Origin of the sequence: Ekhidna algicida (assembly GCF_051379705.1) — a bacterium.
Lineage (GTDB): Bacteria > Bacteroidota > Bacteroidia > Cytophagales > Cyclobacteriaceae > Ekhidna.
Window position 1 is genome coordinate 444,529 of sequence record NZ_CP179868.1, and the last position, 24,195, is coordinate 468,723.

Annotated in this window: 22 protein-coding genes; 7 read left to right on the top strand and 15 right to left on the bottom strand. The window is 40.9% G+C overall.

Annotated elements, in window-relative coordinates:
• Position 1: 1 nt before the first annotated feature.
• A complete protein-coding gene (locus ACL8WY_RS01780) occupies positions 2–1,873 on the bottom strand; it encodes a hypothetical protein (RefSeq protein WP_436516585.1) in 1,872 nt (623 codons plus the stop codon).
• A 326-nt stretch (positions 1,874–2,199) separates the two neighbouring features.
• Here ACL8WY_RS01780 and ACL8WY_RS01785 point away from each other — a divergent pair, with 326 nt between their 5' ends.
• The 3 genes from ACL8WY_RS01785 to ACL8WY_RS01795 all read left to right on the top strand — a co-directional run bounded on the left by ACL8WY_RS01785 (position 2,200) and on the right by ACL8WY_RS01795 (position 4,745).
• Positions 2,200–2,715, top strand: a complete 516-nt coding sequence (locus tag ACL8WY_RS01785; protein WP_436516587.1) for a hypothetical protein — start codon at positions 2,200–2,202, stop codon at positions 2,713–2,715.
• Positions 2,716–2,831: 116 nt separating this feature from the next.
• Positions 2,832–3,710 carry a hypothetical protein gene (locus ACL8WY_RS01790; RefSeq protein WP_436516588.1) on the top strand — a complete coding sequence of 293 codons (879 nt, stop codon included), beginning with the start codon at positions 2,832–2,834 and terminating at the stop codon, positions 3,708–3,710.
• 117 nt (positions 3,711–3,827) lie between these two features.
• Positions 3,828–4,745, top strand: a complete 918-nt coding sequence (locus ACL8WY_RS01795; RefSeq protein WP_436516589.1) for a M91 family zinc metallopeptidase — start codon at positions 3,828–3,830, stop codon at positions 4,743–4,745.
• On the opposite strand, the gene ACL8WY_RS01800 is transcribed toward ACL8WY_RS01795, so the two are convergent.
• Positions 4,739–5,206, bottom strand: coding sequence for a hypothetical protein (locus ACL8WY_RS01800; RefSeq protein WP_436516590.1), 468 nt, complete (start codon positions 5,204–5,206; stop codon positions 4,739–4,741). The two genes, ACL8WY_RS01795 and ACL8WY_RS01800, sit on opposite strands and share 7 nt — an antisense overlap.
• 234 nt (positions 5,207–5,440) lie before the next feature.
• Here ACL8WY_RS01800 and ACL8WY_RS01805 point away from each other — a divergent pair, with 234 nt between their 5' ends.
• From ACL8WY_RS01805 to ACL8WY_RS01815, 3 genes are read left to right on the top strand one after another with little or no spacing between them, the layout of a single operon-like run.
• Positions 5,441–5,857: a T9SS type A sorting domain-containing protein gene (locus ACL8WY_RS01805; RefSeq protein ID WP_436516591.1), complete on the top strand. Its 417-nt coding sequence runs from the start codon at positions 5,441–5,443 to the stop codon at positions 5,855–5,857.
• Complete coding sequence (locus tag ACL8WY_RS01810) at positions 5,854–6,510, top strand: hypothetical protein (RefSeq protein ID WP_436516592.1); 657 nt, start codon at positions 5,854–5,856, stop codon at positions 6,508–6,510. Before ACL8WY_RS01805 ends, ACL8WY_RS01810 begins: the two co-directional genes overlap by 4 nt.
• A gap of 1 nt (position 6,511) precedes the next feature.
• A complete protein-coding gene (locus tag ACL8WY_RS01815) occupies positions 6,512–10,453 on the top strand; it encodes a tail fiber domain-containing protein (RefSeq protein WP_436516593.1) in 3,942 nt (1,313 codons plus the stop codon).
• A gap of 2 nt (positions 10,454–10,455) precedes the next feature.
• On the opposite strand, the gene ACL8WY_RS01820 is transcribed toward ACL8WY_RS01815, so the two are convergent.
• Entirely contained in the window at positions 10,456–11,301 is an 846-nt protein-coding gene (locus ACL8WY_RS01820) for a universal stress protein (protein WP_436516594.1), read from the bottom strand.
• A gap of 7 nt (positions 11,302–11,308) precedes the next feature.
• Complete coding sequence (locus tag ACL8WY_RS01825; RefSeq protein ID WP_436516595.1) at positions 11,309–12,223, bottom strand: universal stress protein; 915 nt, start codon at positions 12,221–12,223, stop codon at positions 11,309–11,311.
• A gap of 268 nt (positions 12,224–12,491) precedes the next feature.
• Here ACL8WY_RS01825 and ACL8WY_RS01830 point away from each other — a divergent pair, with 268 nt between their 5' ends.
• Positions 12,492–13,025: a cysteine dioxygenase gene (locus ACL8WY_RS01830; RefSeq protein WP_436516596.1), complete on the top strand. Its 534-nt coding sequence runs from the start codon at positions 12,492–12,494 to the stop codon at positions 13,023–13,025.
• A 40-nt stretch (positions 13,026–13,065) separates the two neighbouring features.
• On the opposite strand, the gene ACL8WY_RS01835 is transcribed toward ACL8WY_RS01830, so the two are convergent.
• The 11 genes from ACL8WY_RS01835 to hemN form a co-directional block, all read right to left on the bottom strand.
• Positions 13,066–13,932 (bottom strand): universal stress protein, encoded by an 867-nt coding sequence (locus ACL8WY_RS01835; protein WP_436516598.1) that lies wholly within the window; start codon positions 13,930–13,932, stop codon positions 13,066–13,068.
• Between the two features lie 106 nt (positions 13,933–14,038).
• Entirely contained in the window at positions 14,039–14,821 is a 783-nt protein-coding gene (locus ACL8WY_RS01840; RefSeq protein ID WP_436516599.1) for an ABC transporter permease, read from the bottom strand.
• A complete protein-coding gene (locus ACL8WY_RS01845) occupies positions 14,818–15,516 on the bottom strand; it encodes an ABC transporter ATP-binding protein (protein ID WP_436516600.1) in 699 nt (232 codons plus the stop codon). Before ACL8WY_RS01845 ends, ACL8WY_RS01840 begins: the two co-directional genes overlap by 4 nt.
• On the bottom strand, positions 15,513–16,742 hold the full coding sequence (locus tag ACL8WY_RS01850; protein ID WP_436516601.1) for a nitrous oxide reductase family maturation protein NosD: 1,230 nt from the start codon (positions 16,740–16,742) through the stop codon (positions 15,513–15,515). The genes ACL8WY_RS01845 and ACL8WY_RS01850 overlap by 4 nt, the downstream gene beginning before the upstream one ends.
• Position 16,743: 1 nt before the next feature.
• Positions 16,744–18,135 carry a nitrous oxide reductase accessory protein NosL gene (locus ACL8WY_RS01855; RefSeq protein WP_436516602.1) on the bottom strand — a complete coding sequence of 464 codons (1,392 nt, stop codon included), beginning with the start codon at positions 18,133–18,135 and terminating at the stop codon, positions 16,744–16,746.
• 11 nt (positions 18,136–18,146) lie between these two features.
• On the bottom strand, positions 18,147–19,163 hold the full coding sequence (locus ACL8WY_RS01860; RefSeq protein WP_436516603.1) for a nitrous oxide reductase accessory protein NosL: 1,017 nt from the start codon (positions 19,161–19,163) through the stop codon (positions 18,147–18,149).
• Between the two features lie 71 nt (positions 19,164–19,234).
• Positions 19,235–21,196 (bottom strand): Sec-dependent nitrous-oxide reductase, encoded by a 1,962-nt coding sequence (nosZ, locus tag ACL8WY_RS01865; protein WP_436516604.1) that lies wholly within the window; start codon positions 21,194–21,196, stop codon positions 19,235–19,237.
• A 19-nt stretch (positions 21,197–21,215) separates the two neighbouring features.
• Positions 21,216–21,782, bottom strand: a complete 567-nt coding sequence (locus ACL8WY_RS01870) for a fasciclin domain-containing protein (RefSeq protein WP_436516605.1) — start codon at positions 21,780–21,782, stop codon at positions 21,216–21,218.
• 19 nt (positions 21,783–21,801) lie between these two features.
• Complete coding sequence (locus tag ACL8WY_RS01875; protein WP_436516606.1) at positions 21,802–22,266, bottom strand: c-type cytochrome; 465 nt, start codon at positions 22,264–22,266, stop codon at positions 21,802–21,804.
• Positions 22,267–22,310: 44 nt separating this feature from the next.
• A complete protein-coding gene (locus tag ACL8WY_RS01880) occupies positions 22,311–22,733 on the bottom strand; it encodes an RrF2 family transcriptional regulator (protein WP_436516607.1) in 423 nt (140 codons plus the stop codon).
• A gap of 107 nt (positions 22,734–22,840) precedes the next feature.
• Complete coding sequence (gene hemN, locus ACL8WY_RS01885; RefSeq protein ID WP_436516608.1) at positions 22,841–24,184, bottom strand: oxygen-independent coproporphyrinogen III oxidase; 1,344 nt, start codon at positions 24,182–24,184, stop codon at positions 22,841–22,843.
• Positions 24,185–24,195: the final 11 nt, after the last annotated feature.

The window sequence follows — 24,195 nt, forward strand, 5'->3', positions numbered from 1 at the left end:
ACTAGGTTTTCTTGTTTAGGTGGATTGGCTGATTCAGACGTTCGATGATAAGACTATAAACCTCCTTTAACATAGCATACTCTGCTTCAGAATATACAGTTCTTGAAATCTCGAAATTTGACTGGATGTTGATCTTATTGCCCAATTGACTACAATTCAATTGAAATTTCATTCCTCCATTTGGAGTTTGTAAAACAATGGGTTCTGGGAGTGATTTCACGAGCATATAATCAGGTAGACTCACCGAAATTGAGGTTATATACTTTCTAGGGTAACTTAAATCAACTGGCGCTAGTCTATTTTCTGATCTAAATGGATTTCGTGTGAGTTCATTTAAAACAAAGGGATTTAAAATAAGCTCATTACCCAGATCGGTACTATTTTCTGTTATATCTGCTACTACTGATTCTGTGACAGTGAGTTTTTTATCATTATCGCTCTTCAGTTCATAGCTTCTTAAATCAATCTTATTTTCATCTTCCAGACTTAGCTTATAGCGCTCCGGAGATCCTGCATTTTTAAACTTATCTGACCACTCCATATAATCATACATGGTCTTTCGCTGATTTACAGATGCTAGAATAGATCCATCATCTTCAAAAACAATCGATATCATTTGTCTCTTTTCAGAAGATTTTCGTGGTAGCAAATCCACCCATCTTCCACTTTCAACACCAGTTATTAGCCAGCCTTTGCCGTTGAGGCATTTCTCAGGTAAAACACCAGGAATTAGATTTTTTTGGCTCGCATCCAGCAGGATTTCCTTGCCTTTATACTTAGTGGCTGCAACAACATAATTTAATTGCCACATGTTAGGTATATGTGGGTTGAGTATTCCGTTACTCCTCGTGCTCAGAACAACTGGATACGCCTCGATATTCATGTTATTCAACACAGACAAAAGCATTAAATTAATATCCGCTGAACTTCCCTCAAGGTCTTTATTAAGTTTTCGTACATAGTGATCAGAAACGTAAAGTCTATTTTGCTTATTCCAGGTTATTTGACTTTGGATATGATTGTAGGCTTTTAAAATTTTTTCATCATTAGAAAGGCCCGCCAACTCCCATTCTTCAACTTCCTCTTTCAAAAAATTCGAGTTTCTAATGACATTGCCAAACCAAAGGTTATTCATCATCCGCTTGCTTATAATAGGCCAGGAAGTACTTATCTCCATATAAAAACCCGGTATATCGTACCTCGCCAATTGGAATTCAAATTTGGTGATGTAATTGCTATAGTGATTCACATGTGGTTCTTGCACAAAAGCTGGAACATTTTGTGCGACATACTTATTAGGCTCCACCTGAAGGACAGGCTCAAATCCACGTTGCTGCTTTTTATAGATTGCGTACTCGGACGGCTCTAGTGTTATTTCACTATAAGCAACCGGAATCAATTCTTGAAAGCGCCATTCAAAGGGAATTCCAATATGTGAATACTCAATATCTATTATACTGCCAATCCGGACATTGGGAAGGAAGATTTTATAGATGTAAAACCCGTCGAAGACTTCTTCTTGATAAATGGATGAACTAATGAGTCTTTCTTTAACTATTTCACCATTTTCAAGATTATAAACCATCCCTTTGAGGTTTCCTTTATTGGGAACATTTAGTGAAAGATTGGCATAAGGAGTTCCTGACTTTTTTAGAATCTTTATCCTTCTGTGTCGTGTAAACTTTCCTTCCTTACTAAAGTGTCCTTTATCATACAGGACAACCGCCGATGCACTCGGATCTGACTCGTAGGTAGTCATTTCAATTTCTTCCGAGGAGACTCTTCCGAATTTTATCTTATCTTGACTGTGAACGCAATATCCTGAAAATAGCAGTTTCAGAATTAGAATTGATAGTAGGTATTTTTTATACATAGGTAGAATAGTGAAAGTGGTGAAATGCTGCAATTTTAATGAGCATTTGCCATAATTAGAAATAACTGGTTCCTCTAATCGCAAAAAAGCTTGTCATTGGAGCGCTTATATGACTAATTCTATTGACAATACTTGATTGGGTTTAAGGCATAAGTGGATGCTTTGCTAGTCGAATTAGGTTGCACCTACTACTTACCATATCATGTGAATCTCAAATTGGCATTCTTTTATATCCCATACCGCTGGGAACTTCATCTCTACGCTTCTAAAACTGGTTCCTCAAGTTTTTATATCTTCAACTTTCATAAATCCACATCTTCGCCACAATGAAAAAACTTATTTACTTCACTTTAGTCATTTTATCGTATTCCACCTTTTCACAACAATCACCTAACATCGTAAAAGTTATAGACGCACTTACAGTACAATGGGACGAGACTGCCATTGCACTAAAAGACTACCAGGGTATTCAGAACTTTTGTACATCTGAGACCAATCGTAAAAAGACTATTAAACTTCTGGATCAAATTCATCATTGGGATACGACACTATACTTTACTGTACAATCCAAATATGAAGGAACACAGGATGCTGAAGCTGAAGCAACTCTCAAGGATATTGAAAAGCTTGAAACTGAATATTCAACGCAAAATTTCAAGACCTTTATTTTGGATGAGTGCACCATGCTTAAGGAGATAGACGATTCCTTTGACAAACAGACAGTGAAACAGTATGAAAAGGAAATCAAGAAGTTTGAAAAAGAACTTGTAAAGTATCTGAACAGCATAACTTATCGTATTGACATCATTGATGAACACATTCATCACTTAAAGCTCGATTAGGGATAAACATCTATCTTCTTTTTTACAAAAAACCGAATTTTCTCCCATTTTATCAGCTTCCGGTTCTTCATCATCGTTTCTAGTCCTTAACAACTCAACTAGGACTAAAAACATTAATGGCTAATATCTGGAAACGTAAATGCGCGTGGGCAATCTTTCTATTCTCGATTCATACTGCAACCGGTCAGTATAAGGAAACGCAGATTTCGCTAGCCAATACCAATTCAGAAGAGCCATCAAAGAAAAGTACTGTAAGAAGTTACATCGATCATTTCAATCCATTGGGACCCAAAGCACAATTGATGAGAAATGAGTCCTACTCTTGCATAGATGCTCCGGTTTCCAAACTTGATAAAGGTCTTTGGATAAAGCTAGGGAGCAAGCAGTTTTTGTATAAAGATCAGGACGCTCTTTTATTAGATGAGAATAAGAAATTGGTGCAATTCGATTTTAATCAGTTCAATAAGGTCTTACGAACAACCGTAAAAATGTTGAGAGGCTTAGAGAGGAAATCACCTTATGCTCGTAACATCATCCACACACTGCAAAACTCTGACAATAAGTTTGTGATTTCTCTGGTCAGTACTATAGATAGCTACGTTCTCTTCCCTTTGCCTAATGGAAGATTGGGCGTATTAAATAATAACGCCTATGCGTTTCAGGTACTTGAAAAAGAAAGCCTCATTGTTGACTATGCACCATTTGATAAAATCGGTAGTGGTGCCGAAATCAGATGGGCACCAGAACATAAAAGAATCAAACTTGCTCACGAACTTTCACACGCTTATGATGCCAATTACGGCTTGCTGGATGATCAGCTTATGCAGGCTTATGGAGAAATAATGTCCGCCAGAGAAATCCGAGCGCTCTTTCATGAAAATATGATTCGAAAAGATTTAAATATGAGTTTGCGAACAAAAGCCGGGTCCGGCAATGCGCTTGTCTGGGAAGGTCAGCCATATACTTATCCCTTGCCAATCCCAGCTCGATACTAAGCAGGTATACACCAAAAGCTTACCTTATTCTGATTCCTGTGCACGTCATGTACACACAACCTATATAAGTACTGGGCCGCAACCATTGAACCTTTGTGGATCATTTTCCACAATTCAATGCGAGACAATATACTTACCTATTCATTATGCTTTGGAGCAGCACTTCTGAGTCAATTTGCTACCTGTCAGCCAGCTGTAATCCCACCCGCTCATGAGCATAAATCTGTTGCTGAGAAATTCCAGCAGCTAAGTACCTCGTCATGTGATTTGGAAGTCATTGCGAACGACACAGACGCTGACTTCATTGACCTTTTTAATCCTTTAGGTCCAAAAGCACAATTGCTTTATAGAACTTCAAATAAATCTAAAGAAAAGCATGTATCAGTCGTTGAGAGAGGCCTTTGGATAAATTTTAAGAATGAACTATTTCTTTATAGGGATCAGAAGATTTGGCTACCAGATGCTGCCAAAAAGCTAAAGCAGGTAGATCAGGATCAGTCTAAGAAAATTCTAAAGAAAACGGTGAAAACACTTCATAGCTTAGAAAATAGCTCTCCCTATGCAAGAAACATAATCAGCACATTGCAAAATTCATGTAACAAGTTTGTTATCAAACTGGCTGATATCAACGAAAGCTATACGCTATTTCCAATTGCCGATAAGAAATTAGGTTTCTTAAACAACGAGGCATATGCGTTTCAAGTAATTGACCAGGAGCAATTGATGATAGACTATGCTCCGTTTGATAAAATAGGTAGTGGTGCAGAGATGCGCTGGACTCCAGCTCTGGGACTAATTAAGCTCGCTCATGAACTTTCTCACGCCTACGATGCTAATTATGGTCTGCTTGACGATCGACTAATGCCAGCCTATGGAGAAGTGATGTCTGCCAGAGAAATACGTGCGCTGTATCATGAAAACATCATTCGAAAAGAATTAAAAGTCAGGATGAAATATAAAGCCAATACAGGAAGCGCATTGATATGGCAAGGGATGCCATTTACTTATCCGCTACCAGTCTGTGCACGCTACTGATTACTCAATTCTACGCTTTGGATAACATTGAAAAATTTTAGCGTATCAGGAGCATTTACATAACCAACCACATAGCTCCCATTGATCGACTCCAGCCAATGCTGTCTTTCGTAAATGCCACTATTCTTGATTGTATCATTTTCGGTTCGATTAACTGAGTAGGTAGCAATGTTGTCTCTCAGTCTGTTGGGGTAATTAAGCTTTGATCCGGAATAGGTATTGGTGCTTATGTAAAAAATGGATCCATCCTTATAGCTGAATCGATATTCACAAAACCCATGCTCCATTTCTTTTGTCAAATCATAGCCTTCGACAGGAGCAAGTTCTAACAATTGCATTTCGGAATCTGGCACACAGTCTCTGAAATCCAGTGAAAGCCTGCCTCCCGACCTGTCAGCAATTGAATTTTGTGTGGCGCAGCTACAAATACAAATTAATAATGGCAGTAATCCTCTTCTCATTTAACGAATCAAAAATAATGAACTGATATTATTAAATATCAAAGCCTGCCTTAATCAGCAAATCAAAAAAGTACACCTTAAGTACACATTCCTTCTGTTAAATAAACAAATTTCTAACCTGATCTTTGAGACTTCATGCTTAAAACCTTTATGCATCAGTCATTCATTAAAACCACATTTTTCCTTTCAGCAATTTGCCTTCAATTATCTGCGATTGGCCAAGAATACCAGTTGATGAAATCAACTATAAGTAATTCAACTACATCCTATTCGAATAATAAAATACTTCTAAGTCACACCATTGGACAAACCTCTCTAATCAACTCAGTTCAAACTGAAAGCATACAGCTTTTGCAAGGCTTCGAATACCAGTTGTTTTTCAAAAACAATGAACAGTCAACTAATAATGAACTTTTTGCTTACCCCAATCCAACAATTGGTCCAATTTCAATTAAGAGAGAAAGCGCCAAGCCAGAACATGTTCAGTTAGTGATTTATGACCTAAAAGGCATGGTTGTCAAAAGTTTTGAGCGACGCATAGATACTCGATACATTAAAATTGATCTTTCCTCTCTTCCGAAAGGTAGCTATCAGATTAGGGTAACAGGAGAGAATCACAACTACGGTAACTGTAGCATATTATTAAAATGAAATCAATTCGATTTATACTATGGGTTAGTCTCATAGCAGGCTCTAACATTGTCTACTCGCAAAACTGGGTTGGACTTAGCATAGGTGGAAACCAAACCTTCATAAACTTCCAGGACGCAGCAGGACAAAAGAACGACGCTCTCAAAGGAGTTCCAGGGTTTACTGCCTCCTCTCATTTTCAATTTCCGCTTAGCAAAATCAAGAATTTAAGTTTGAATGGGTCTACCGTACTCAACATTGAAGGCGGCTATAAATCCACAAAAATAGTTGATATCAATAGCAGTCAGCAGTCTAGCTGGACACTAAGACAGCTTACAAGTAGTATGACTATCCGAAAGCACCTTAAATCAAGATCGACTCTAATTCCATTTTACGAAATGGGTGGCTCGGTCGACTATATGCTCAGCGGTACTCAGACACTTGGGTTTGAGCAATATGATTTAGACGAAAGTCTGAATACAATCAATATATCCATTCAATCTGGTCTAGGGCTTCAATATGAGATTTCTTATGATGCCAATGCAACTATTCTACTCGGCTATCTGCATGGGCTTTCAGACATTGAAAAAGATCAAGCTCAAAAAGCTAAACTAAATGGACTGAGAATTTCCATTGCCATTTATTTCACCATTGAAAAATCGAAAAAACATTGACATGATAAAATTATTAAGCATTATTTTAGTTTGCATAGCATGTTTACAAACTGGCTACAGCCAGCAAAATGATGTGCGCGTTGGGTTTACCTATCAGGCAGTTGCCATTGATCGATCTCAGTCACAAGGTTTTGGTAGAGACACCCAGGGTAAAGTCCTTGCCAATCAAGACGTCAAACTCCGCTTCAGTATTAGAGAAGGTGGTTCCGATGGTACCATTGGATATCAGGAAACTCATGAGACTTCCACTGATGTGTTCGGAATCTTCCGATTGGTGATTGGCCGAGGAGAAACATCTTCAGACATATTACTAGAAGAGTTGCTCTGGGGCCAAGTGGCCTATTTTCTGGAAATAGAAATTGATCTGGGTGATGGCTTTCAAGTGCTAGGCTCAGAGGAACTTCATGGAGCTCCTTTTGCTCTTAATACTTTACCGCAAAAGCTAAAAATCGAAAATGAAAATAAGTTGAGTATCACCCAGGGAAACACGATTCATCTCATGGACAATGACCCAATGAATGAACTTCTGGAGGATGTTCGTCTCACAGGATCACGACTCGAACTAACAGATGCCGGAGGCATAAAAAGTGTGGATCTAAGTTTGCTTAAGGATGCTGACGCTGACCCGGCTAATGAAATTCAGGATATCAGTACCAATGACACCCCTGGCAACCTGAGCATATCCAATGGATCGACCCTTACACTAAACGTTGATGACGCTGATGCGGACATTGCAAATGAAATCCAGAACTTGGACTTTACGAACGACATACTTACAATAACAAATAATTCATCAGCCACACCCATTGACCTCAGCACCATTCGAGGCACATTTTCCACCACATCAAATGTCACCTCCAACGAACGTGGTGACTATGCCACTGATGATTTCGTTTTCGGAAGTCCACAATTGGATGATGATGGTGATCCCAACCATGATGCACGCATGTTCTTTGACAAAAGCAAAGGAGCGTTTAGAGCTGGTCAAGTCGATGATGATAAATGGGATACCATAGGCGACTACTCTGTAGCTATGGGTTTTAACACGAGTGCAACTGGAACAAGATCTTCTGCATTTGGTTGGGAAACTACTGCAACAGGATTCGCTTCCACTGCCATGGGTTCTCAAACAGTCGCCGAAGGAGATGGATCTTTTGCTGTTGGTTTGAGGTCTAAGGCTACAGGAGGGTATTCCACGGCTATGGGTTATGACACGAAGGCTTTAGCGAATTATTCGACGGCAATGGGTGTTAATACAAAAGCTTCAGGATTGGGCTCCACTGCCATGGGTGATCATACAACCGCCTCCGGTTTTTACTCAACCTCAATGGGATCTTCTACAACTGCGTCAGGTTATTCATCCTTTGCTGCAGGCCATTTAATATTTTCCAGATCATTCACTGAGACGGCCATTGGAATTTTCAATACGGACTACACGCCAAATTCTACTACTGCATTTGATTCGAATGATCGGTTATTCACAATCGGAAATGGAACGGATGTTTTTAATCGATCTAATGCACTCACTATGCTCAAAAATGGTAATACAACCCTCAACGGTCAACTCACCATTGATGGAGACAATATAGGTGGTGCTGATGGCTATACGCTACCTGCTCAAGATGGAACAGCAAATCAAGCAATGATAACTGATGGAAATGGTATCCTAAGTTGGGGAAGTGCAGGAGCAGGAGTCTTCTCAACCACTACCAATGTCACATCCAATGCACCAGGCGATTATGCAAACGACGACTTTGTTTTCGGAAGTCCACAATTGGATGATGATGGTGATCCCAACCATGATGCACGCATGTTCTTTGACAAAAGCAAAGGAGCGTTTAGAGCTGGTCAAGTCGATGATGATAAATGGGATACCATAGGCGACTACTCGGTAGCTATGGGCTTTAACACGAGTGCAACTGGATCAAGATCTTCAGCATTTGGTTGGCAAACTACTGCAACAGGATTCGTTTCAACCGCAATGGGTCAATTAACCAATGCTTCAGGATCTCGTTCCACTGCTATGGGTTATAGCACAGCCGCCTCTGGTAATAATTCCACTGCCATGGGCGCTCTAACAGTCGCCGAAGGAGAGGAATCTTTTGCTGTGGGTTTGAGGTCTAAGGCTACAGGATCTCGTTCCACCGCAATGGGTCAAGAAACTACTGCTTCAGGATCGAGTTCCACTGCCATGGGTCGTAATACAACCGCCTCCGGTTTTTACTCAACCTCAATGGGCTATTTCACAACTGCTTCAGGATCGAGTTCCACTGCCATGGGTGAAAAAACAGTCGCTTCAGGATCGAGTTCCACTGCTATGGGTGAAGAAACAAACGCTTTAGGATCTCTTTCCACTGCCATGGGATCTTCTACAACCGCTTCAGGATTGAGCTCCACGGCAATGGGATATTCTACAATCGCCTCTGGTAATTATTCCACTGCCATGGGATCTTCTACAACTGCTTCAGAGTCTAATTCCACTGCTTTGGGATCTTCTACAACTGCTTCTGGTAATAATTCCACTGCCATGGGTAGAGAAACTACTGCAACAGGATTCGCTTCAACCGCAATGGGTCAATTAACCAATGCTTCAGGATCTCGTTCCACTGCTATGGGTTATAGCACAGCCGCCTCTGGTAATAATTCCACTGCCATGGGCGTTCTAACAGTCGCCGAAGGAGAGGAGTCTTTTGCTGTGGGTTTGAGGTCTAAGGCTACAGGATCTCGTTCCACCGCAATGGGTCAAGAAACTACTGCTTCAGGATCGAGTTCCACTGCCATGGGTCGTAATACAACCGCCTCCGGTTTTTACTCAACCGCAATGGGTCAATTAACCAATGCTTCAGGATGGAGTTCCACTGCTATGGGTGATAAAACAGTCGCTTCAGGATCTAATTCCACTGCTATGGGTGAAGAAACAAACGCTTTAGGATCTCTTTCCACTGCCATGGGTGAAAAAACAGTCGCTTCAGGAATTCGTTCCACTGCTATGGGTTATATTACAGACGCCTCTGGTAATAATTCCACTGCCATGGGATCTTCTACAGCTGCTTCAGGAGAAAATTCCACTGCCATGGGTTATAGAACAACCGCTTCAGGAAGATATTCCAGCGCAATGGGCGCTCTAACAGTCGCCGAAGGAGAGGAGTCTTTTGCTGTTGGTTTGAGGTCTAAGGCTACAGGAGGGTATTCCACCGCAATGGGTCAAGAAACTACTGCTTCAGGATCGAGTTCCACTGCCATGGGTGAGAAAACAGTCGCTTCAGGATCGCATTCCACTGCCATGGGATCTTCTACAACCGCTTCAGGATTGAGCTCCACGGCAATGGGATATTCAATATTTTCCAGATCATTCGCTGAGACGGCCATTGGAATTTTCAATACGGACTACACGCCAAATTCTGCTACTACATTTGATTCGAATGATCGGTTATTCACAATCGGAAATGGAACGGATGTTTCTAATCGATCTGATGCGTTTGTCTTACTTAAAAACGGAAACGCAACACTATCTGGAACTCTCACAGAAACTTCAGATGCCCGATTGAAAAAAGACATCTCTCCTATCATCGATTCATACGCTAGGCTAATGGATATGAAGGGAGTGAATTTCCGCTGGAATGATGTGAAACCTCACGACACTACCAGTCTGCAAACTGGTTTTATTGCCCAAGAGGTGGAGAAGTTGTTTCCTGAACTAGTAAGAGAAGATTCGGAAGGCTACAAGTCTGTGAATTACATTGGAGTAATCCCTCACTTGGTAGAAGCCATAAAAAAGCTTAAATCTGAAAATGAGGTACTTAAGAAGGAATTGGAACAAAGAAATCGAGTTCAAGTCAATAAGCTTGATGAATTAGAGACTCGATTGAGTATTTTGGAAAACAAATCTCGCTTGTCAAAGAAAAAAGGGACTTCTAACAAAGCAAAAAGCAGAGGTAACTAGCCTTACATATCCTGAATCTTAAACACCAGGATTGGGATTTTTGACTCGTTCACAATATCCTCGGCTATGGATCCGCCTAGGAGATGTGCAATGCCTTTCTTCCCGTGTGTTCCTAATACTATTAAGCCTGCACCGACCTCTTCTGCAAACTTGACCGCTCCTTCATCTGCAAAGTCAGCATCCACCGTATTGACAGTAAAATCTTTTAGGTAATTGCGCTCAGCAAAATGCTCCAGTTGCTTTTTGGCTTGACCTTCATCTAGCCAGTTATAAGGTGTCTTTACCTTCACTAGGTGCATATTTAGTCCAAGTAGCTCTTGTAGATCCTTGGCGTGATCAGCTATTAAATCCTGCTCCTGGCTTAAGTCTGAAGCAAAAGCCATACTCTTCATGTCTTTTAAGTGGGTCTCACCTTTCACAATGATAACCGGACATTCGGCATGTCTAATCATGCGCTCGGCATTGGATCCAATAAATACTTCTCTAAGACCGGAAGCTCCTTTGGAACCCATCACGATCCAGGTGGACTTATCCTCAGCAATGATCTTGCTTATGTTTGTGAAGGCATTTCCAAACTTAAGATGTATTGTAACCTTTTGTCCTGCCTCTTCAACACGTTTGCCCCACTCCTCAAGTTTGTTATGAGATGCTTTTAAGAATTCCCCTGTATAAAATGACTCTGCTGCGGAGTTATCTACCTCCCCGGTAAAATTGACATGTCCAACGGGCATATCCACAACGTGAACTAAGAGGATTTCACCTTTTACTTTTTCATTAAACTCAATAGCGAAATTGAGTGCATGAGATGCTAGTTCTGAGAAATCTACAGGTACTAATATTTTCTTCATTTCTGTATTAATTATGAGTCAAGACCTCAATCTTTTTATACTCTGGTTTACCGTGAGCATTTTTGATGCTATCTAAAGATATAGATTTTTCTTTCTTATCCATTCTAAACGACCACACTGGAACGTTGATATGATTTACTGTATCTTCAGTTAAGCTTCCTGAAAGCCAATGAGACAGGCCTCTTCTTGCATGTGTTGGCATTGCAATCATGTTTGCTTCTATTTCTTGAGCATAGCTTAGTATTCCATCTGACGGGAAAACATTATTCACAATGGTGAACTCGAAATCAGTGATATCGTGCGATTGAATTTGCTTGGAAAGCTCGTTACTTACACGTTCTTCGTTTTCAATATTGTGTGGTGTTTTCACCCATAAAAACTCCAACTTCGATTTGAAGCTTTTTTGAAGTTTAGATACCTCATTTAGGAAGCTGGCTTTAATTTCTCTTATGTCTAAAGGAATCAGGATTTTCTTGATTTCAGATACAGAGACTTTGTCTGGGATTGATATGACAGGACATGCAGCATGCCGAACGATCTTTTCGGTATTAGAACCGATTAGCACTTCTTCCAACCCTGAGCATCCTTTGGTACCGATGATCACCAAATCGTAACCTTCTTCCTTGGTCATTTCCTTAATGGCTGAAACCAAATAAACCTCATCAATTTTTGTGTTGATTTTAATCTTAGTATTAAACTTAGAGGTGAATTCCTTCATCTTTTCTACCATCGCTTCTCTAACTTCTTCCATTAAAGACTTTGCGCTGGAGAAAGAAGTAAACTGATAATCTGAATAGTAATCGAAATGAACACTATTCAGCAGGGTTATTTCCGCATCGTGTTTTTCTGCCAACTCAATCGCAAACTGGGTAGCACTTGTACTTATATGCGAGAAATCAACCGGTACGAGTATCTTTTTCATATTATGTATTTTTTATTATTAGACCAATTCCCACAATCCCTTCGTTCGCCGTTTCTATATTTCCGCCAAGCGAATGGTTATGATCGTATCATTTCAATTTTCATTATTCAAAGCTATCCTTATACGCGCATCATCGTAATGACTTTTACAACCTGACCTATTGACTTTCATCATCTCTGTGATAAAGATCATTTTTAAAACTAGGAATCGTCATCCTTTAAATTGGGCATGAAGGCTACATTGATAATTCAAACAATAGGTAAGGAATATGGAAAAGATAACAACGGTTGAAGGTTTGGTTCAGGCGCTAAGCCAGTGCAACGAAGAAGGTGATCACGTGTTAGATGTAATGTCTCACGTTAAAATTCCTCGTGAAGAATTCCAACGATACTATTCATGGAGCGATGATAAGTACGCTCGCAATGTTCTTGCTCGAAATCAGGACTTTGAGGTCTTGCTGATTTGTTGGGAAAAAGGACAATCTTCTCCTATCCATGATTTCAACGCACAAGAAGCATGGGTTCATCCTATGGAGGGAATGCTGAGAGAGGAATGCTTTAAAATCAATGTTGACGATGATAAATTGGAGAAAGTGAGTAACGTGCTGCTAGGAACTGATGAGTTTTCCTTTATGAAGCAAGTCGGAATCCATCGCTATTCGAATGCATATTCGGAGAGAACTGTGAGTCTCAATATTTATCGCAAGCCAGTGACTGAGTGGCATGTTTATGATGAGGGCAAATCTGATTGCAAAGTCATGGAAACCTGGGAAAATAAGAATTATAACTTACTCCAGTCTTGATCTAACGGTACATTGTATCAAAATATAGGCGACTTTGGAATTAGGCTTGTGCATTCAACCTAATAATCTCCTCAGACTTGTCCAACTTAAATGTCCAGACTGGAACATCCAAATGATTGACCGTGTCTTCTGTAGTACTTCCGGATAACCAATGAGCAATGCCTCTTCTTGCGTGTGTAGCCATGGCTACCATATCTGCATTGGATTCAAGTGCTTCAATGAATATTCCGTCCTGAGGATTGATATTTTCAACAACGAAAAACCGATAATTATTCAGACCATGGGATTTCAACACCTTGGCCAATTCTTCTCCAAGCTCCTGCTCCTTAGTAGATGAAATAGCTGATTGTCTAACCCAAATAAGTTCAAGTTCACATTCAAAAACAGCCTGTAGGTTGGCCACACGAGTTAAAAAACCACGTCTTAATTCGGAAAGGTCTAATGGTACCAGAACCTTTCTAATAGGCTGCAAGGTGACATGTTCAGGAATGGTTATTACAGGACAGGGTGCATGACGAACAATTTTTTCAGCATTTGATCCTATAAATATTTCCTCAAAACCTGATGTTCCGCGTGTTCCTACCACAACCAAATCAAATCCATCATCATTAACCAATTGTTTTACGGCAGTAACAATTGAATCAGGAGAAATCTTATAGTCGATTTCTACATCTGATTTAAACTTCTCTATGAAGCTTTTCATTCGATCCTCCGCCTCCGCTGTAATATCATCGGCCATCGCAGAGATTGATCCTAAGTCTCCATATTGGAAATCATAGGAATAATCTAGTTTGACGCTGTTGAAAAGTGTCACTTCACCGCACATTTTTTCGGCAAGATCCAAAGCGAATAGTACTGCATTTTCGCTCACTTTAGAGAAATCTGTTGGGACAAGTATCTTTTTCATCAGTATCGTATCTTATGGTGAGAATTCGACACTAAAGTACGGACTATAAACACGTGCTCTTCTGACGATTGCCAGAGTAGCAATTGATTTTCATCAACACATAATATTAGAAATCTTGATGATTGGCTTTTCTCAATAGCAACCAAAAGGGAATTGCTATCCAAAGAAGCAGAATACCGATAGAAAAGATAAACCCAAAGTTTGTTCCAAAAAACTTCTGAAAAAGCGCTCCTGTATAGCCTAAAAGAGCTGATATCTCGAGTTTCAGCAGGATCATAATTCTACTCAGGTCAATGGGATTGAAGAGTGATGCGCCCAACGCGAACCTATCAAGCGGGTAGTCTCCAAAGACAATTAAAGAAATCATGAATAGTCCATCGTAAATCACGGCGAAGAATAGCCACATCAAAATGGCATAACCAAACCCTTTAATCTTATTGGAATTACTCAAGCCAATATTGAGTGCAAGGGCCACAAAAATGAACGTAAGAAATGTACCCGACATCAGCAAAGTGATGAAATTAGCTATCGCATCTGACTGACCAATGCCATACATAAGAAACGGGATGCCCAAACCAATTATCAGGCTCATAGATAACGAAAGTGACAGTCCAAGATACTGGCCTGCAAAAATGGTAGAACGCTTAACAGGTTGTGAAAGCAGCAGTTCAATAAACTCTCGTGAATTGTAGAAATACATAATGCCGAATATGGTTCCAATCATTGGCGTCAACACGACGATGATATTCATCAGAGTGATGGTGGCTTTGGACAAATCGGAGTTGAGAAATAGCAATACAAAGCCTAAAGCCATATAAAATGCGAGATAGACATAACTCCACCTGCTGCGCATCAAATCGTAAAAGCTATATTTTAAGATCTTAATCATTCTTTCAGCATTGCTGCAATTGCATGTTCCAAATCTGATTCTTTTGTCTGTTTTGTCAGCTCACCGATTGATCCTTGAAAATGAATCTTTCCATCAAGTAAGAAAATGATCTCCTCTGATAACTCCTCCACCAAACTCATGATGTGCGTGGTTATCAATATGATTTTGCCTTTCTGCTTTTCCTCCTGAATCAATTTCTTTAGTTCGATCAGAGCGACCGGATCCAGGCCAGCTGTGGGCTCATCCAGGATGCAAATATTTGCATCAAACATGAAGGCGAGTACGATATTTACTTTTTGCCTGGTTCCCCCTGAGAGATCCGATAGTTTTTTATCCAGAAACTTCACCAGTCTGAAGCGGTCAATGAGTTCCTGTTCTCTGCCCTTCTGATTCCGAATATCCAGAATCATGTGTATCAATTCATTGACAGTGAGGTTGTCGGGAAAACGAGCGATTTGTGGCAGATAAGCTATGTCTTTGCGGTATTCCCAGCTCTTCCTGATGGTCTCTCCGTTCACTATTAAATCACCGCTATTGGGAACGACCATACCTAAGATAATCTTGAGCATGGTGGTCTTTCCTGAACCATTGTGACCGAGGATGGCAAACACGCCTGGTTTCTGAATAGCAAAGTTAATTCCCTTCAACACGTTGAGTTTACCAAAGCTCTTATTAAGGTTGGATACTTCTATCATTTGAATGCTCGCATTGAAGGTGACTGATCAACCAAATTATCCGGAGTAAAAACAGGTGAAACTCGCTCAGAAAAATTCATGATATCGACGAATAGACTTCTCAATAAAATGATAGTCTCCGGTGTTTTATTGACTATATAAGAAAACAATTTGACTGGCCTGTATGGAACATCTCCTACTCCATCTTTGTCGAGATCATACCCAGTGTAGTCACCCCAATAATTCCCGTCGAATGTATTGTCATTCATTTTCGAATTGTAGGATACGTCAAAGGAATTACCAACAAAGTCATTTCCGTAGATTCGATTGGCGTAGCATCCGCCTGATACCTTAATCGCCCAACCATTCTTTTTGAAGACATTGCCTGTATAGTTGATTCTGGTAGTACCATCTATAAACACAGCCATCGTATTTTCTGTAAATTCATTGTCTACTACTTCCGCATCGTAAATTTCTTTTAGTAGTAAGCCGTAGCTAGCCGGTCCCCAATTGTTGACGAACTGATTTTGCTTCATCACTATGAACTTGGAGAACATGACTGCTACTCCTGCCCCGTTTCTCTCAAATCGGTTATTTAGGTATTGATCGCGGTTGGAAAACATGAAATGCAATCCATATCGAATGTTATTATGGGTGTGATTATCTGTGATTTTACTATCATCTACGAATTCAAGGTATATGCCATCACGCATGTTATACACCTCATTTTTGTAGACCTCTAGATTGGAACAGTGCCAGCCATGAATTCCATTTCCTGTTTCGTCTTCCTTTACGGATGTGCCATAAACCACATTATTTCTTATCGTCCCATACTTTGATTTCTCAATCAGCAGTCCAAAGAATGGATCCGCTACAACATTGTTTTCAATGATAAAATAATTGGCTTTAAAGGTGTAGATGGCCGCATAATCCTTTGTATAGCTTCTTCCGGCGTTTATGATTTTCAATCCTGAGATATGAATACTATCAGCCAGCAGCTTTAATACATAGCCTGTCATCTTACCATCCAGAGTAGCACCTTCTTCTCCAATTATGGTTAGTGGTTTTGTGATCTCCAGGTTTTCACAGATGTAAATGCCGGATCCAATAACTATGGTATCGCCAGGTTCTGAAATAGCTACTGCTTGCTTCAAATTCTTTATATCACAACTTTCACAAACGCGTCTTTTCGATGCATTTCCGATGTTGAAGATTGAAAGTAAAATTGCTGCAAGCAGTATTCTCATATCATATCGAGTAGCGCAGACCTAGTGCGAAAGAGTGTATTTCTTTCATTTGTATTCCTTCAACTTTCTGGTAAATCGGTCTTCCATAAGAAAAACCGGCCTTAAAGTCGCGAAATACTGGTCTGTCTCCAAAAGAGAAATTTAATGCAAAACTTGAATTGATTCTTGTAAAGCCAGTATTTACTGGATCAGCAGTTGTGACCATCATTGGGTTTAGCATCTCATCCCTTCCAGTCATTCCAAGTTGTTTTTTGCCACTCAACTGTACCGCAGAGCTTAGCCAATCCGTCAGATTATAGCTCACCCAGGAATTCATCGTGTATTCATTCCCCCAGCGGTAGCCTTCCGAAGATTCTCCGGTCCTGATGGTTGCAAGCGGTTGAACTCCCCAGCTTATAGACTCTAAAGAGCCTTTGTAGGTACCTCCTATCGTTAAATCCACAGTTCCACTCCCACGTTGCATGGGGTAAGGTAGTCGCATATCTTCCGCCATTGGGGTGTCATCTGTACTGACAATGCTACCTGTGGGAAGGCTTATAGATGCATTTAAATGTACTGAAGTGTTTTCCTGACTAACCAAACCATAGAGCGAGCTGAGTTTCAGATCTCCAATTCCTTCACTTTTTGTGCTGAATTTCATTCCCATCATCGTCATTAAGTCCATTTCGTTTCTAACAAAGTTTTGCATCAACATGAGCGTCACACGATCAGATGGTGCATACATTACACCTACCATAAACATGTCCATACGCATCGCCTGAGGCGCTACCATGTAATTTTGAAAAATGGCCATGTTGGCTACATCATCAGATCCTTGCAGGTTTCCTTCCATTGACATGGTCATGTATCGTGCAGATACCATTAAGCCTCCTTTATGATGTAAGTGATCGCCCATTATTCCAATCGGTGCATAGGCATCAGGTCGATGATGATGATGTGTGGGATGATCGAGAAGACCAAACCTCGAGTCTTTAAAGAGCTTTTTGAGTCCTTCCCAATCATAAATTTCGCCTCCTTGTGTTTTTTGCACTCGCTCTGCGACTTCTTTTGAAGAATATGCTGACAAGTAAGCTCCCATTGGGCTGGCAATTTTCTTGCTTTTCAGATAGCTAGCAGACTTTGCGTCAATCAAAGCACCGGCTTTTTCATAGTCGGCTACCAATAACTTGTTAAAGTTCGACTCGTCTTCTTCTTTTAAATAATTAACGAGGCATTCTATGGCATCAAACTTTTGTGAAGTGCCCTCATTATCTACAGCAACCGCTGTAAACTTCTGATCCTTAATATACATGTTGCAATGTGAGCAGGCGTCTTCTCCAAGGTTGATCACATTTTGGGCATAGGAAGATCCGATTATCACCATGCAGGTGATTATTGATATTATAGATTTCATGACAGTAATTTTTATTGTACTTCGAATTCAGCTTTGAGCTCAGACCAGCTTAATGACTGCCCGGAAACATCCTTAATTGTTTCCATACGATCATTTTCATTTTCAAAAGCGGTCAAGAACTCTCCCATCGGGCTGGGGATTGATTCAGATATCAGGTAATGCGCGTTTGTTGCGTCAGCCAATTTTCCAGGATTTGAATAGTCTGAAACGAGGTAATATTTAACCTCGGGGTGCTCCCATTCTTTCAGGTCATTTAGCATACATTCTATCGCATCGTATTTAAAAGCTTTTCCTGTTTTTGTCACCAATTGTGCTGAATGCTGCTTATCCACTATGGTCATTTTGCAGAAGACACAGGCATCCTGTCCATAATTAATGGACTGTGGACCTCCGGAGCATCCTGTGATCAGTCCCATCACAAGCACGATTGCCACTGCCTGAACACTCACAAGCTCTTTTTTTGCTTTGACAAAAGCCAGCAGTGAAAGGCCCATTCCAAGAAACATGAGGTAAGCACCAAGCCTAGGCATAGAAATGGCTCGGAAATTCAAAATCATTTTAGCACCAATCAGCGGTGGCTGATAAGCCATTGGCTGGCCCTCATCATCCGTGAATTTGATTGCAGCATTTTCTTTGAGGTCATGTCCATATTCGTATTCCCACTGATAGAAGTCGTACATGGCAATGGTTCCCAAAACAAGCATTAATGCAAACCAACCAATGTAAAGTGGTCTTTTGCCAATGAAAGCGATGAGTACACCCAGCACAATCATACCAATCGCTACTTTAGGAAATATGCTAAACTCAGGGATGGTTTCTGGGATATCCTTCATGCCAACATAGTGGTTCATGATATTGATATTCTTAATATCATTGGGATTTGCGTCCTCAAATTTATTGATGTGAATATCCATCCCAATTGGATCGGGGTATTGTGGTGCCTCAAGTGTGATGTTCCACATAGGCCATAAGAAGAGTCCGCCGAGCATAATTGCTCCGACCAACATATAAAGCTGAGATCTTTTCATGATGCTTATTTTTTGATGGAAATAGTGGGCTGCCTCACGATCGTGAAGCAGCCACATTAAAACCTAACTTGCTACTCTCCGTCCAGACTCCACTTTAATGGTACATCTGCACCTTTTGCAGAAACCCTGACGTATCCCTGCATTTCCTGGTGTAGTGCAGAGCAGAAGTCAGTACAGTAGAAAGGCCACACGCCTTCTTTCTTCGGATTCCAGATAAATGTTTCCGTCTGACCAGGCATGATGAGCAACTCAGAAGTGTTGGCACCAATCATACTCACGCCGTGAGGAACATCATAATCTTGCTCAAGGTTGGTGACATGGAAGTATACCTTATCACCCACTTTGATTCCTTCAATATTATCTGGAGCAAAGTGACTCCTGATTGTTGTCATGTAGATATGCACTTCGTTTCCATCCCTTTCAACTCTTGCCTCTTTCTCACTCTTGGCAGCATAAGGGTGCATATTTTCTTCCAGCTTATAAAACTTGGTTTGATTGGGTTTGATCAAATCTGCTGGTGCTCCAGCAGCATAGTGCGGCTCACCAATGGTTGGGAAATCAAGAATCAATTCCATTTTATCCCCAGAGATATCGTATAGCTGCGCTGAGTGTGCAAGCTCTGGTCCAGTTGGTAGATATCTATCCTTTGTGATCTTGTTCATCGCCACCAGGTATTTACCAAAAGGCGCTTGAGAGTTACCTCCTGGAATCATCAAGTGACCAACAGAGTAGTATGTTGGCTGTCTATCCAATACTTCCCAGGTTCCAAGCTTCCATTTCACTACTTCAGAGCTGATGAAGAATGTGGTATAGGCATTCCCTTTTGCATCAAATTCGGTATGCAATGGGCCTAAGCCAGCATTTTGCACCACACCAGCCACCACGTCCTCGTAGTTGAGCACCGGAATACCGTATGCTTCACCATCGAATTTTTCATTCTCAATTGCATCCAACATTTTGGTAAATGAGTGGGCAGTCAATGCTGCTGCCAACTTACCACTACCGATGATGTACTCACCCGAAGGATCCACATCACATCCGTGAGGTGACTTAGGTGTAGGCAGGAAGTAAACCAATCCAGGATATTTAGATGGATCAAGAATTTTCACTTCTTTTTTCATGGTAGTAGTTGCCATGTGTGTAGACTCACTATAGATATTGTGAGCATACTCAGTTTCCATGGTTTCGAACTGACCGCTAGCGATAAGCTCCTCAGCTTTTTTCCAGTTGATGGCAGCTATATAATCTTTGTCATTCTGAGAAGCATTCACTTCCAGTAGTGTGTTCGCTTCCTCCGTATTGTAAGTAGAGAAGAACATCCAACCGTGGGATTTCTTTCTGCCCGGGTGAGCCAAATCAAAGTTGAATCCAGGCATCATTACCTGGAAGGCAAGATCCATTTCTCCACTCTCCTGATCTACACTGAGGAAAGTCAAGGCTCCTTTAAAGTTGCCTTTGTATTCATCAATAGGGAGATCTCGTTGTGGCACCGGCACGGAGAATCTTGTTCCGGCTACTACGTACTCAGTATTTTCAGTTACGAAAGAGGAACTGTGGTTACCGGCACTATTAGGAATCTCAATGATCTCCTCTGTCTCGAACGAGGAAAGGCTGATTCTAGCAATGCGAGGTGTATTGTTACCGTTGATGAAACACCACCGGCCATCTACTTTGCCATTGGTTTGAGAAAGGTCCGGGTGGTGAGCATCATCCCATGGTACGGACCCAAAAGAAGTATTCAACATTGGTTTGGTTTCTTCATTGAAACCATATCCTTTTTCAGCATCCACAGAGAATACCGGAACCACTCTGAAGAGTCGTCCTGAAGGTAGTCCGTAGACCGATAGCTGACCGCTGTAACCTCCGGAAATGAAAGCATAAAATTCATCATGCTCTCCGGGTGGTACAAATGAACGCTCAGCCATGTTGCTGCCAAGCGCGCCTGATTGATTGCCACTCTGGCCACATGACGTGGCGATTAAAAGAGTAACGATCACGAAGGCCTTAAATAGTATATGCATCTTAATCTTCATGATTGATAATTGTTATTTATTAGTTAGGTAAAATCACTTTGTCTACTACATTAATTACTCCGTTGGAGGTTTGTATCGTGCCTATCACTTTGGCGCCTGCAACTGTAATTTCATCGCCGTTGACTACCACTTCGAGGTAATCGCCTGTAGCCATGTAAATCTTTCGTCCCTTAGAAGCTTCTTTCTTTAAAGCCTCCTGATCATATGATCCGGGTGCAGCATGTCGAGTAATTATTGTCGCCAGATCACTTTTATTCTCAGGCTTCAAGAGGTTGTCAAGTACACCTTCTGGCAATGCTGCAAATGCATCATTGGTAGGTGCAAACACGGTTAATGGGCCTGCATTTACTAATACATGCTCAATTTCGGCTGCTTGAACACCCGCAACGAGTGTTGTATGTGCGTCAGAGGACATTGCCACTTGTAGAATGTTTTTTGCTGATTCATCGTCTTGCACTGATGCCTGGCCTTTAGGATGGCTGGCCGGTTCATCACTTGCTTCAGTGGATTCGCCCTGAGGAGCGGCGCATGATCCCATCATGACTATCATGAATAGAATCATCATTAGGTTACTGAGATATTTCATATTCTTATAAGTTTAGTTGTTAAAGCGTTCGGAAGTATTCAAGGACAGCTCTCGCCTCTTCCTCCGTCAAATTCTGATTAGCCATTGGTGAGCCATTGTAGTCGATTAAGAGTTGCTTGGCCATTGGATCCTTTTGCACCATCTCTTCCGGGTTCAGAATCATATTCATGATCCAAGCTGGTGTTCGTCTTTCAAGAATTCCTTTGGGTGCAGGCCCAATAAACCGCTTTTCAGCTTTGTGACATGCGGTGCATTTTGCGTCATAGACTTCCTGACCTTTTAATGCAAGATCCTGGTCAATTTCTGTCGGAAGTGTGAATGCTTTGATCGGACCCACTCCATGATTGCTCTCCCAACTTTCGTAAGGATCGGCTGGCTCCATCTTGGACTGCTCCTTGATTTGGTCAATTTTACTCTTTCCATCTCCTCCTCCGCATGCAAGCAGAAAAGAAGTAATTACTGTGAGGTATAGTAGCTTTTTCATATTTAAGATATTAAGATCATTTTATCCGTTATTATTTAAAAAAATTAGCCTTTCAGTTTGTTAATATCACCTAATAAGTTTTCGTCTCTTAAGTCAGTTGACAATAAGGTTTCCTTTAATTGATTTCTAATCAAAAGAAACTTTTCATGAACCGGACAAGGGTTTCTACTTGAGCAGCTTGGCAATCCCAAAACACAGTCTTCTAAAAGTTTTTCGCCATCAATGGCAATCACTATATCAATCAGCCTGATCTCTTGATTCTGTGCCAATTCGAAACCTCCAGCTGGTCCTTTGTATGAATTCAATAGTTTACTCCTTACCAACTGCTGTAAAATCTTAGCCGTAAAAGCTTCCGGTGAATCAATCGCTTCTGTGACTTCCTTAAGTCCGGTACGCCTACCCTCCATCTCTTTGGCTGCTATATAGATCATGATTTTTATAGCGTATTCGCAAGCTCTTGAAAACATTCCCTCCGATTAAGTTTCTGCTAATTTACAACGAAAAAAATTTCGGATAAAATTATCCTTTATTATTTTATATGATTTAAATCAGTTAGAAGGCTTACAGATTTCATTTAGACAGCTTGACTAAAAGTTTGACCCTTTCTATTGCTGATCATTCGAGCATCCAAAGCGGAACATATTACACGAATGACTTCTTTTCCTTCTGCTAAAACACGCATGCCGGTTTCACTATATATAATCATACCGTCCGCTTGAAGTTGATCCAGAAGCTCATAGTTTAGAAGTACACCATACTCCATGAATTCGGATTCATGCCAGCTGGTTTCAAACTCACACATGAGATTGAGAATGTGCTTTCTGAAAAACAGATCGGATCGCGTATGGATGTGTCCTTTCGTGATTGGCAAAATACCTTTGTCTAGTTTTTCATAGTATTCAGGAATGCCTTTCACATTTTGAGCAAATCCTGACCAGCTATCGCTGATGGCACTCACACCGAGTCCAACCAGTAGTTTGCTGGTAAATGGAGTATATCCCATGAAGTTTCGATGAAGCTCCCCTTCTTTCCTTGCTTCTAGCAATTCATCACCTGACAGCACGTAATGATCCATTCCTACCTCCTGATATCCTACATACGTTAAGACCTCTTTGCCTAATTGCATGAAATTCCATTTGTCATCACCTGATGGTAAATGTTGCTCATAAGATTTCTGAGCAGGCCGAAGCGCTGGAACATGCGCATAGCTGTAATAGGCGATTCGTTCGGGTTTAAGTTGAATGATTTGGTCTAACGTCTTTTGAACAGACTCGATTGTTTGTCCCGGCAAACCATATACTACATCATAGTTTACGGAGGTATATCCAATTTCTCTAGCCTTCTCCGTAATGGCCTTTACCTGCTCGAAGGATTGCATCCTGTTGATTAGCTTTTGCACGTTGATATCAAAATCCTGAATACCGAAGCTTACACGATTGAAACCTATGCTATGCAAAGTCTCCAAATGCCTGGCTGTGGTATTTGCCGGATGGCCTTCGAAACTCATTTGAAATCCCTTGGCCAAAGTGGCTTTACTGATAATACCTGATAGAAGCTTGTCCAGGTTTTCCGGAGCGAAGAACGTGGGTGTCCCTCCACCTAAATGAATTTCTCTTATCAGTGGTTTCTCAGGAAGCATTTCCAGATATATCTCCCACTCTTTCAATACATGATCGAGGTATGGCCCTTCAACCTGATGATTTTTAGTGATGCGTGTATTGCATGCACAATAGGTACACAAGCTTTCACAGAATGGAAGGTGGATATAGATGCTAACCTCCTTGCTACTTTCCCAGAAGGCGGACTGTAATGTCTTCTTATAAGCTTCTAGAGAAAAGCTCTCTGGCTCCCAAAAAGGAACGGTTGGATAGCTGGTATATCTGGGGACGGGCTTGTTGTACTTCTTCAGGTCTTGCATTGATCAAAATT

Bases quoted from the DNA above. Each gene is read 5' to 3' on its own strand.
- ACL8WY_RS01780 (WP_436516585.1), bottom strand. From the start codon at position 1,873: ATGTATAAAAAATACCTACTATCAATTCTAATTCTGAAACTGCTATTT.
- ACL8WY_RS01785 (WP_436516587.1), top strand. From the start codon at position 2,200: ATGAAAAAACTTATTTACTTCACTTTAGTCATTTTATCGTATTCCACC.
- ACL8WY_RS01790 (WP_436516588.1), top strand. From the start codon at position 2,832: ATGGCTAATATCTGGAAACGTAAATGCGCGTGGGCAATCTTTCTATTC.
- ACL8WY_RS01795 (WP_436516589.1), top strand. From the start codon at position 3,828: ATGCGAGACAATATACTTACCTATTCATTATGCTTTGGAGCAGCACTT.
- ACL8WY_RS01800 (WP_436516590.1), bottom strand. From the start codon at position 5,206: ATGAGAAGAGGATTACTGCCATTATTAATTTGTATTTGTAGCTGCGCC.
- ACL8WY_RS01805 (WP_436516591.1), top strand. From the start codon at position 5,441: ATGAAATCAACTATAAGTAATTCAACTACATCCTATTCGAATAATAAA.
- ACL8WY_RS01810 (WP_436516592.1), top strand. From the start codon at position 5,854: ATGAAATCAATTCGATTTATACTATGGGTTAGTCTCATAGCAGGCTCT.
- ACL8WY_RS01815 (WP_436516593.1), top strand. From the start codon at position 6,512: ATGATAAAATTATTAAGCATTATTTTAGTTTGCATAGCATGTTTACAA.
- ACL8WY_RS01820 (WP_436516594.1), bottom strand. From the start codon at position 11,301: ATGAAGAAAATATTAGTACCTGTAGATTTCTCAGAACTAGCATCTCAT.
- ACL8WY_RS01825 (WP_436516595.1), bottom strand. From the start codon at position 12,223: ATGAAAAAGATACTCGTACCGGTTGATTTCTCGCATATAAGTACAAGT.
- ACL8WY_RS01830 (WP_436516596.1), top strand. From the start codon at position 12,492: ATGGAAAAGATAACAACGGTTGAAGGTTTGGTTCAGGCGCTAAGCCAG.
- ACL8WY_RS01835 (WP_436516598.1), bottom strand. From the start codon at position 13,932: ATGAAAAAGATACTTGTCCCAACAGATTTCTCTAAAGTGAGCGAAAAT.
- ACL8WY_RS01840 (WP_436516599.1), bottom strand. From the start codon at position 14,821: ATGATTAAGATCTTAAAATATAGCTTTTACGATTTGATGCGCAGCAGG.
- ACL8WY_RS01845 (WP_436516600.1), bottom strand. From the start codon at position 15,516: ATGATAGAAGTATCCAACCTTAATAAGAGCTTTGGTAAACTCAACGTG.
- ACL8WY_RS01850 (WP_436516601.1), bottom strand. From the start codon at position 16,742: ATGAGAATACTGCTTGCAGCAATTTTACTTTCAATCTTCAACATCGGA.
- ACL8WY_RS01855 (WP_436516602.1), bottom strand. From the start codon at position 18,135: ATGAAATCTATAATATCAATAATCACCTGCATGGTGATAATCGGATCT.
- ACL8WY_RS01860 (WP_436516603.1), bottom strand. From the start codon at position 19,163: ATGAAAAGATCTCAGCTTTATATGTTGGTCGGAGCAATTATGCTCGGC.
- nosZ (WP_436516604.1), bottom strand. From the start codon at position 21,196: ATGAAGATTAAGATGCATATACTATTTAAGGCCTTCGTGATCGTTACT.
- ACL8WY_RS01870 (WP_436516605.1), bottom strand. From the start codon at position 21,782: ATGAAATATCTCAGTAACCTAATGATGATTCTATTCATGATAGTCATG.
- ACL8WY_RS01875 (WP_436516606.1), bottom strand. From the start codon at position 22,266: ATGAAAAAGCTACTATACCTCACAGTAATTACTTCTTTTCTGCTTGCA.
- ACL8WY_RS01880 (WP_436516607.1), bottom strand. From the start codon at position 22,733: ATGTTTTCAAGAGCTTGCGAATACGCTATAAAAATCATGATCTATATA.
- hemN (WP_436516608.1), bottom strand. From the start codon at position 24,184: ATGCAAGACCTGAAGAAGTACAACAAGCCCGTCCCCAGATATACCAGC.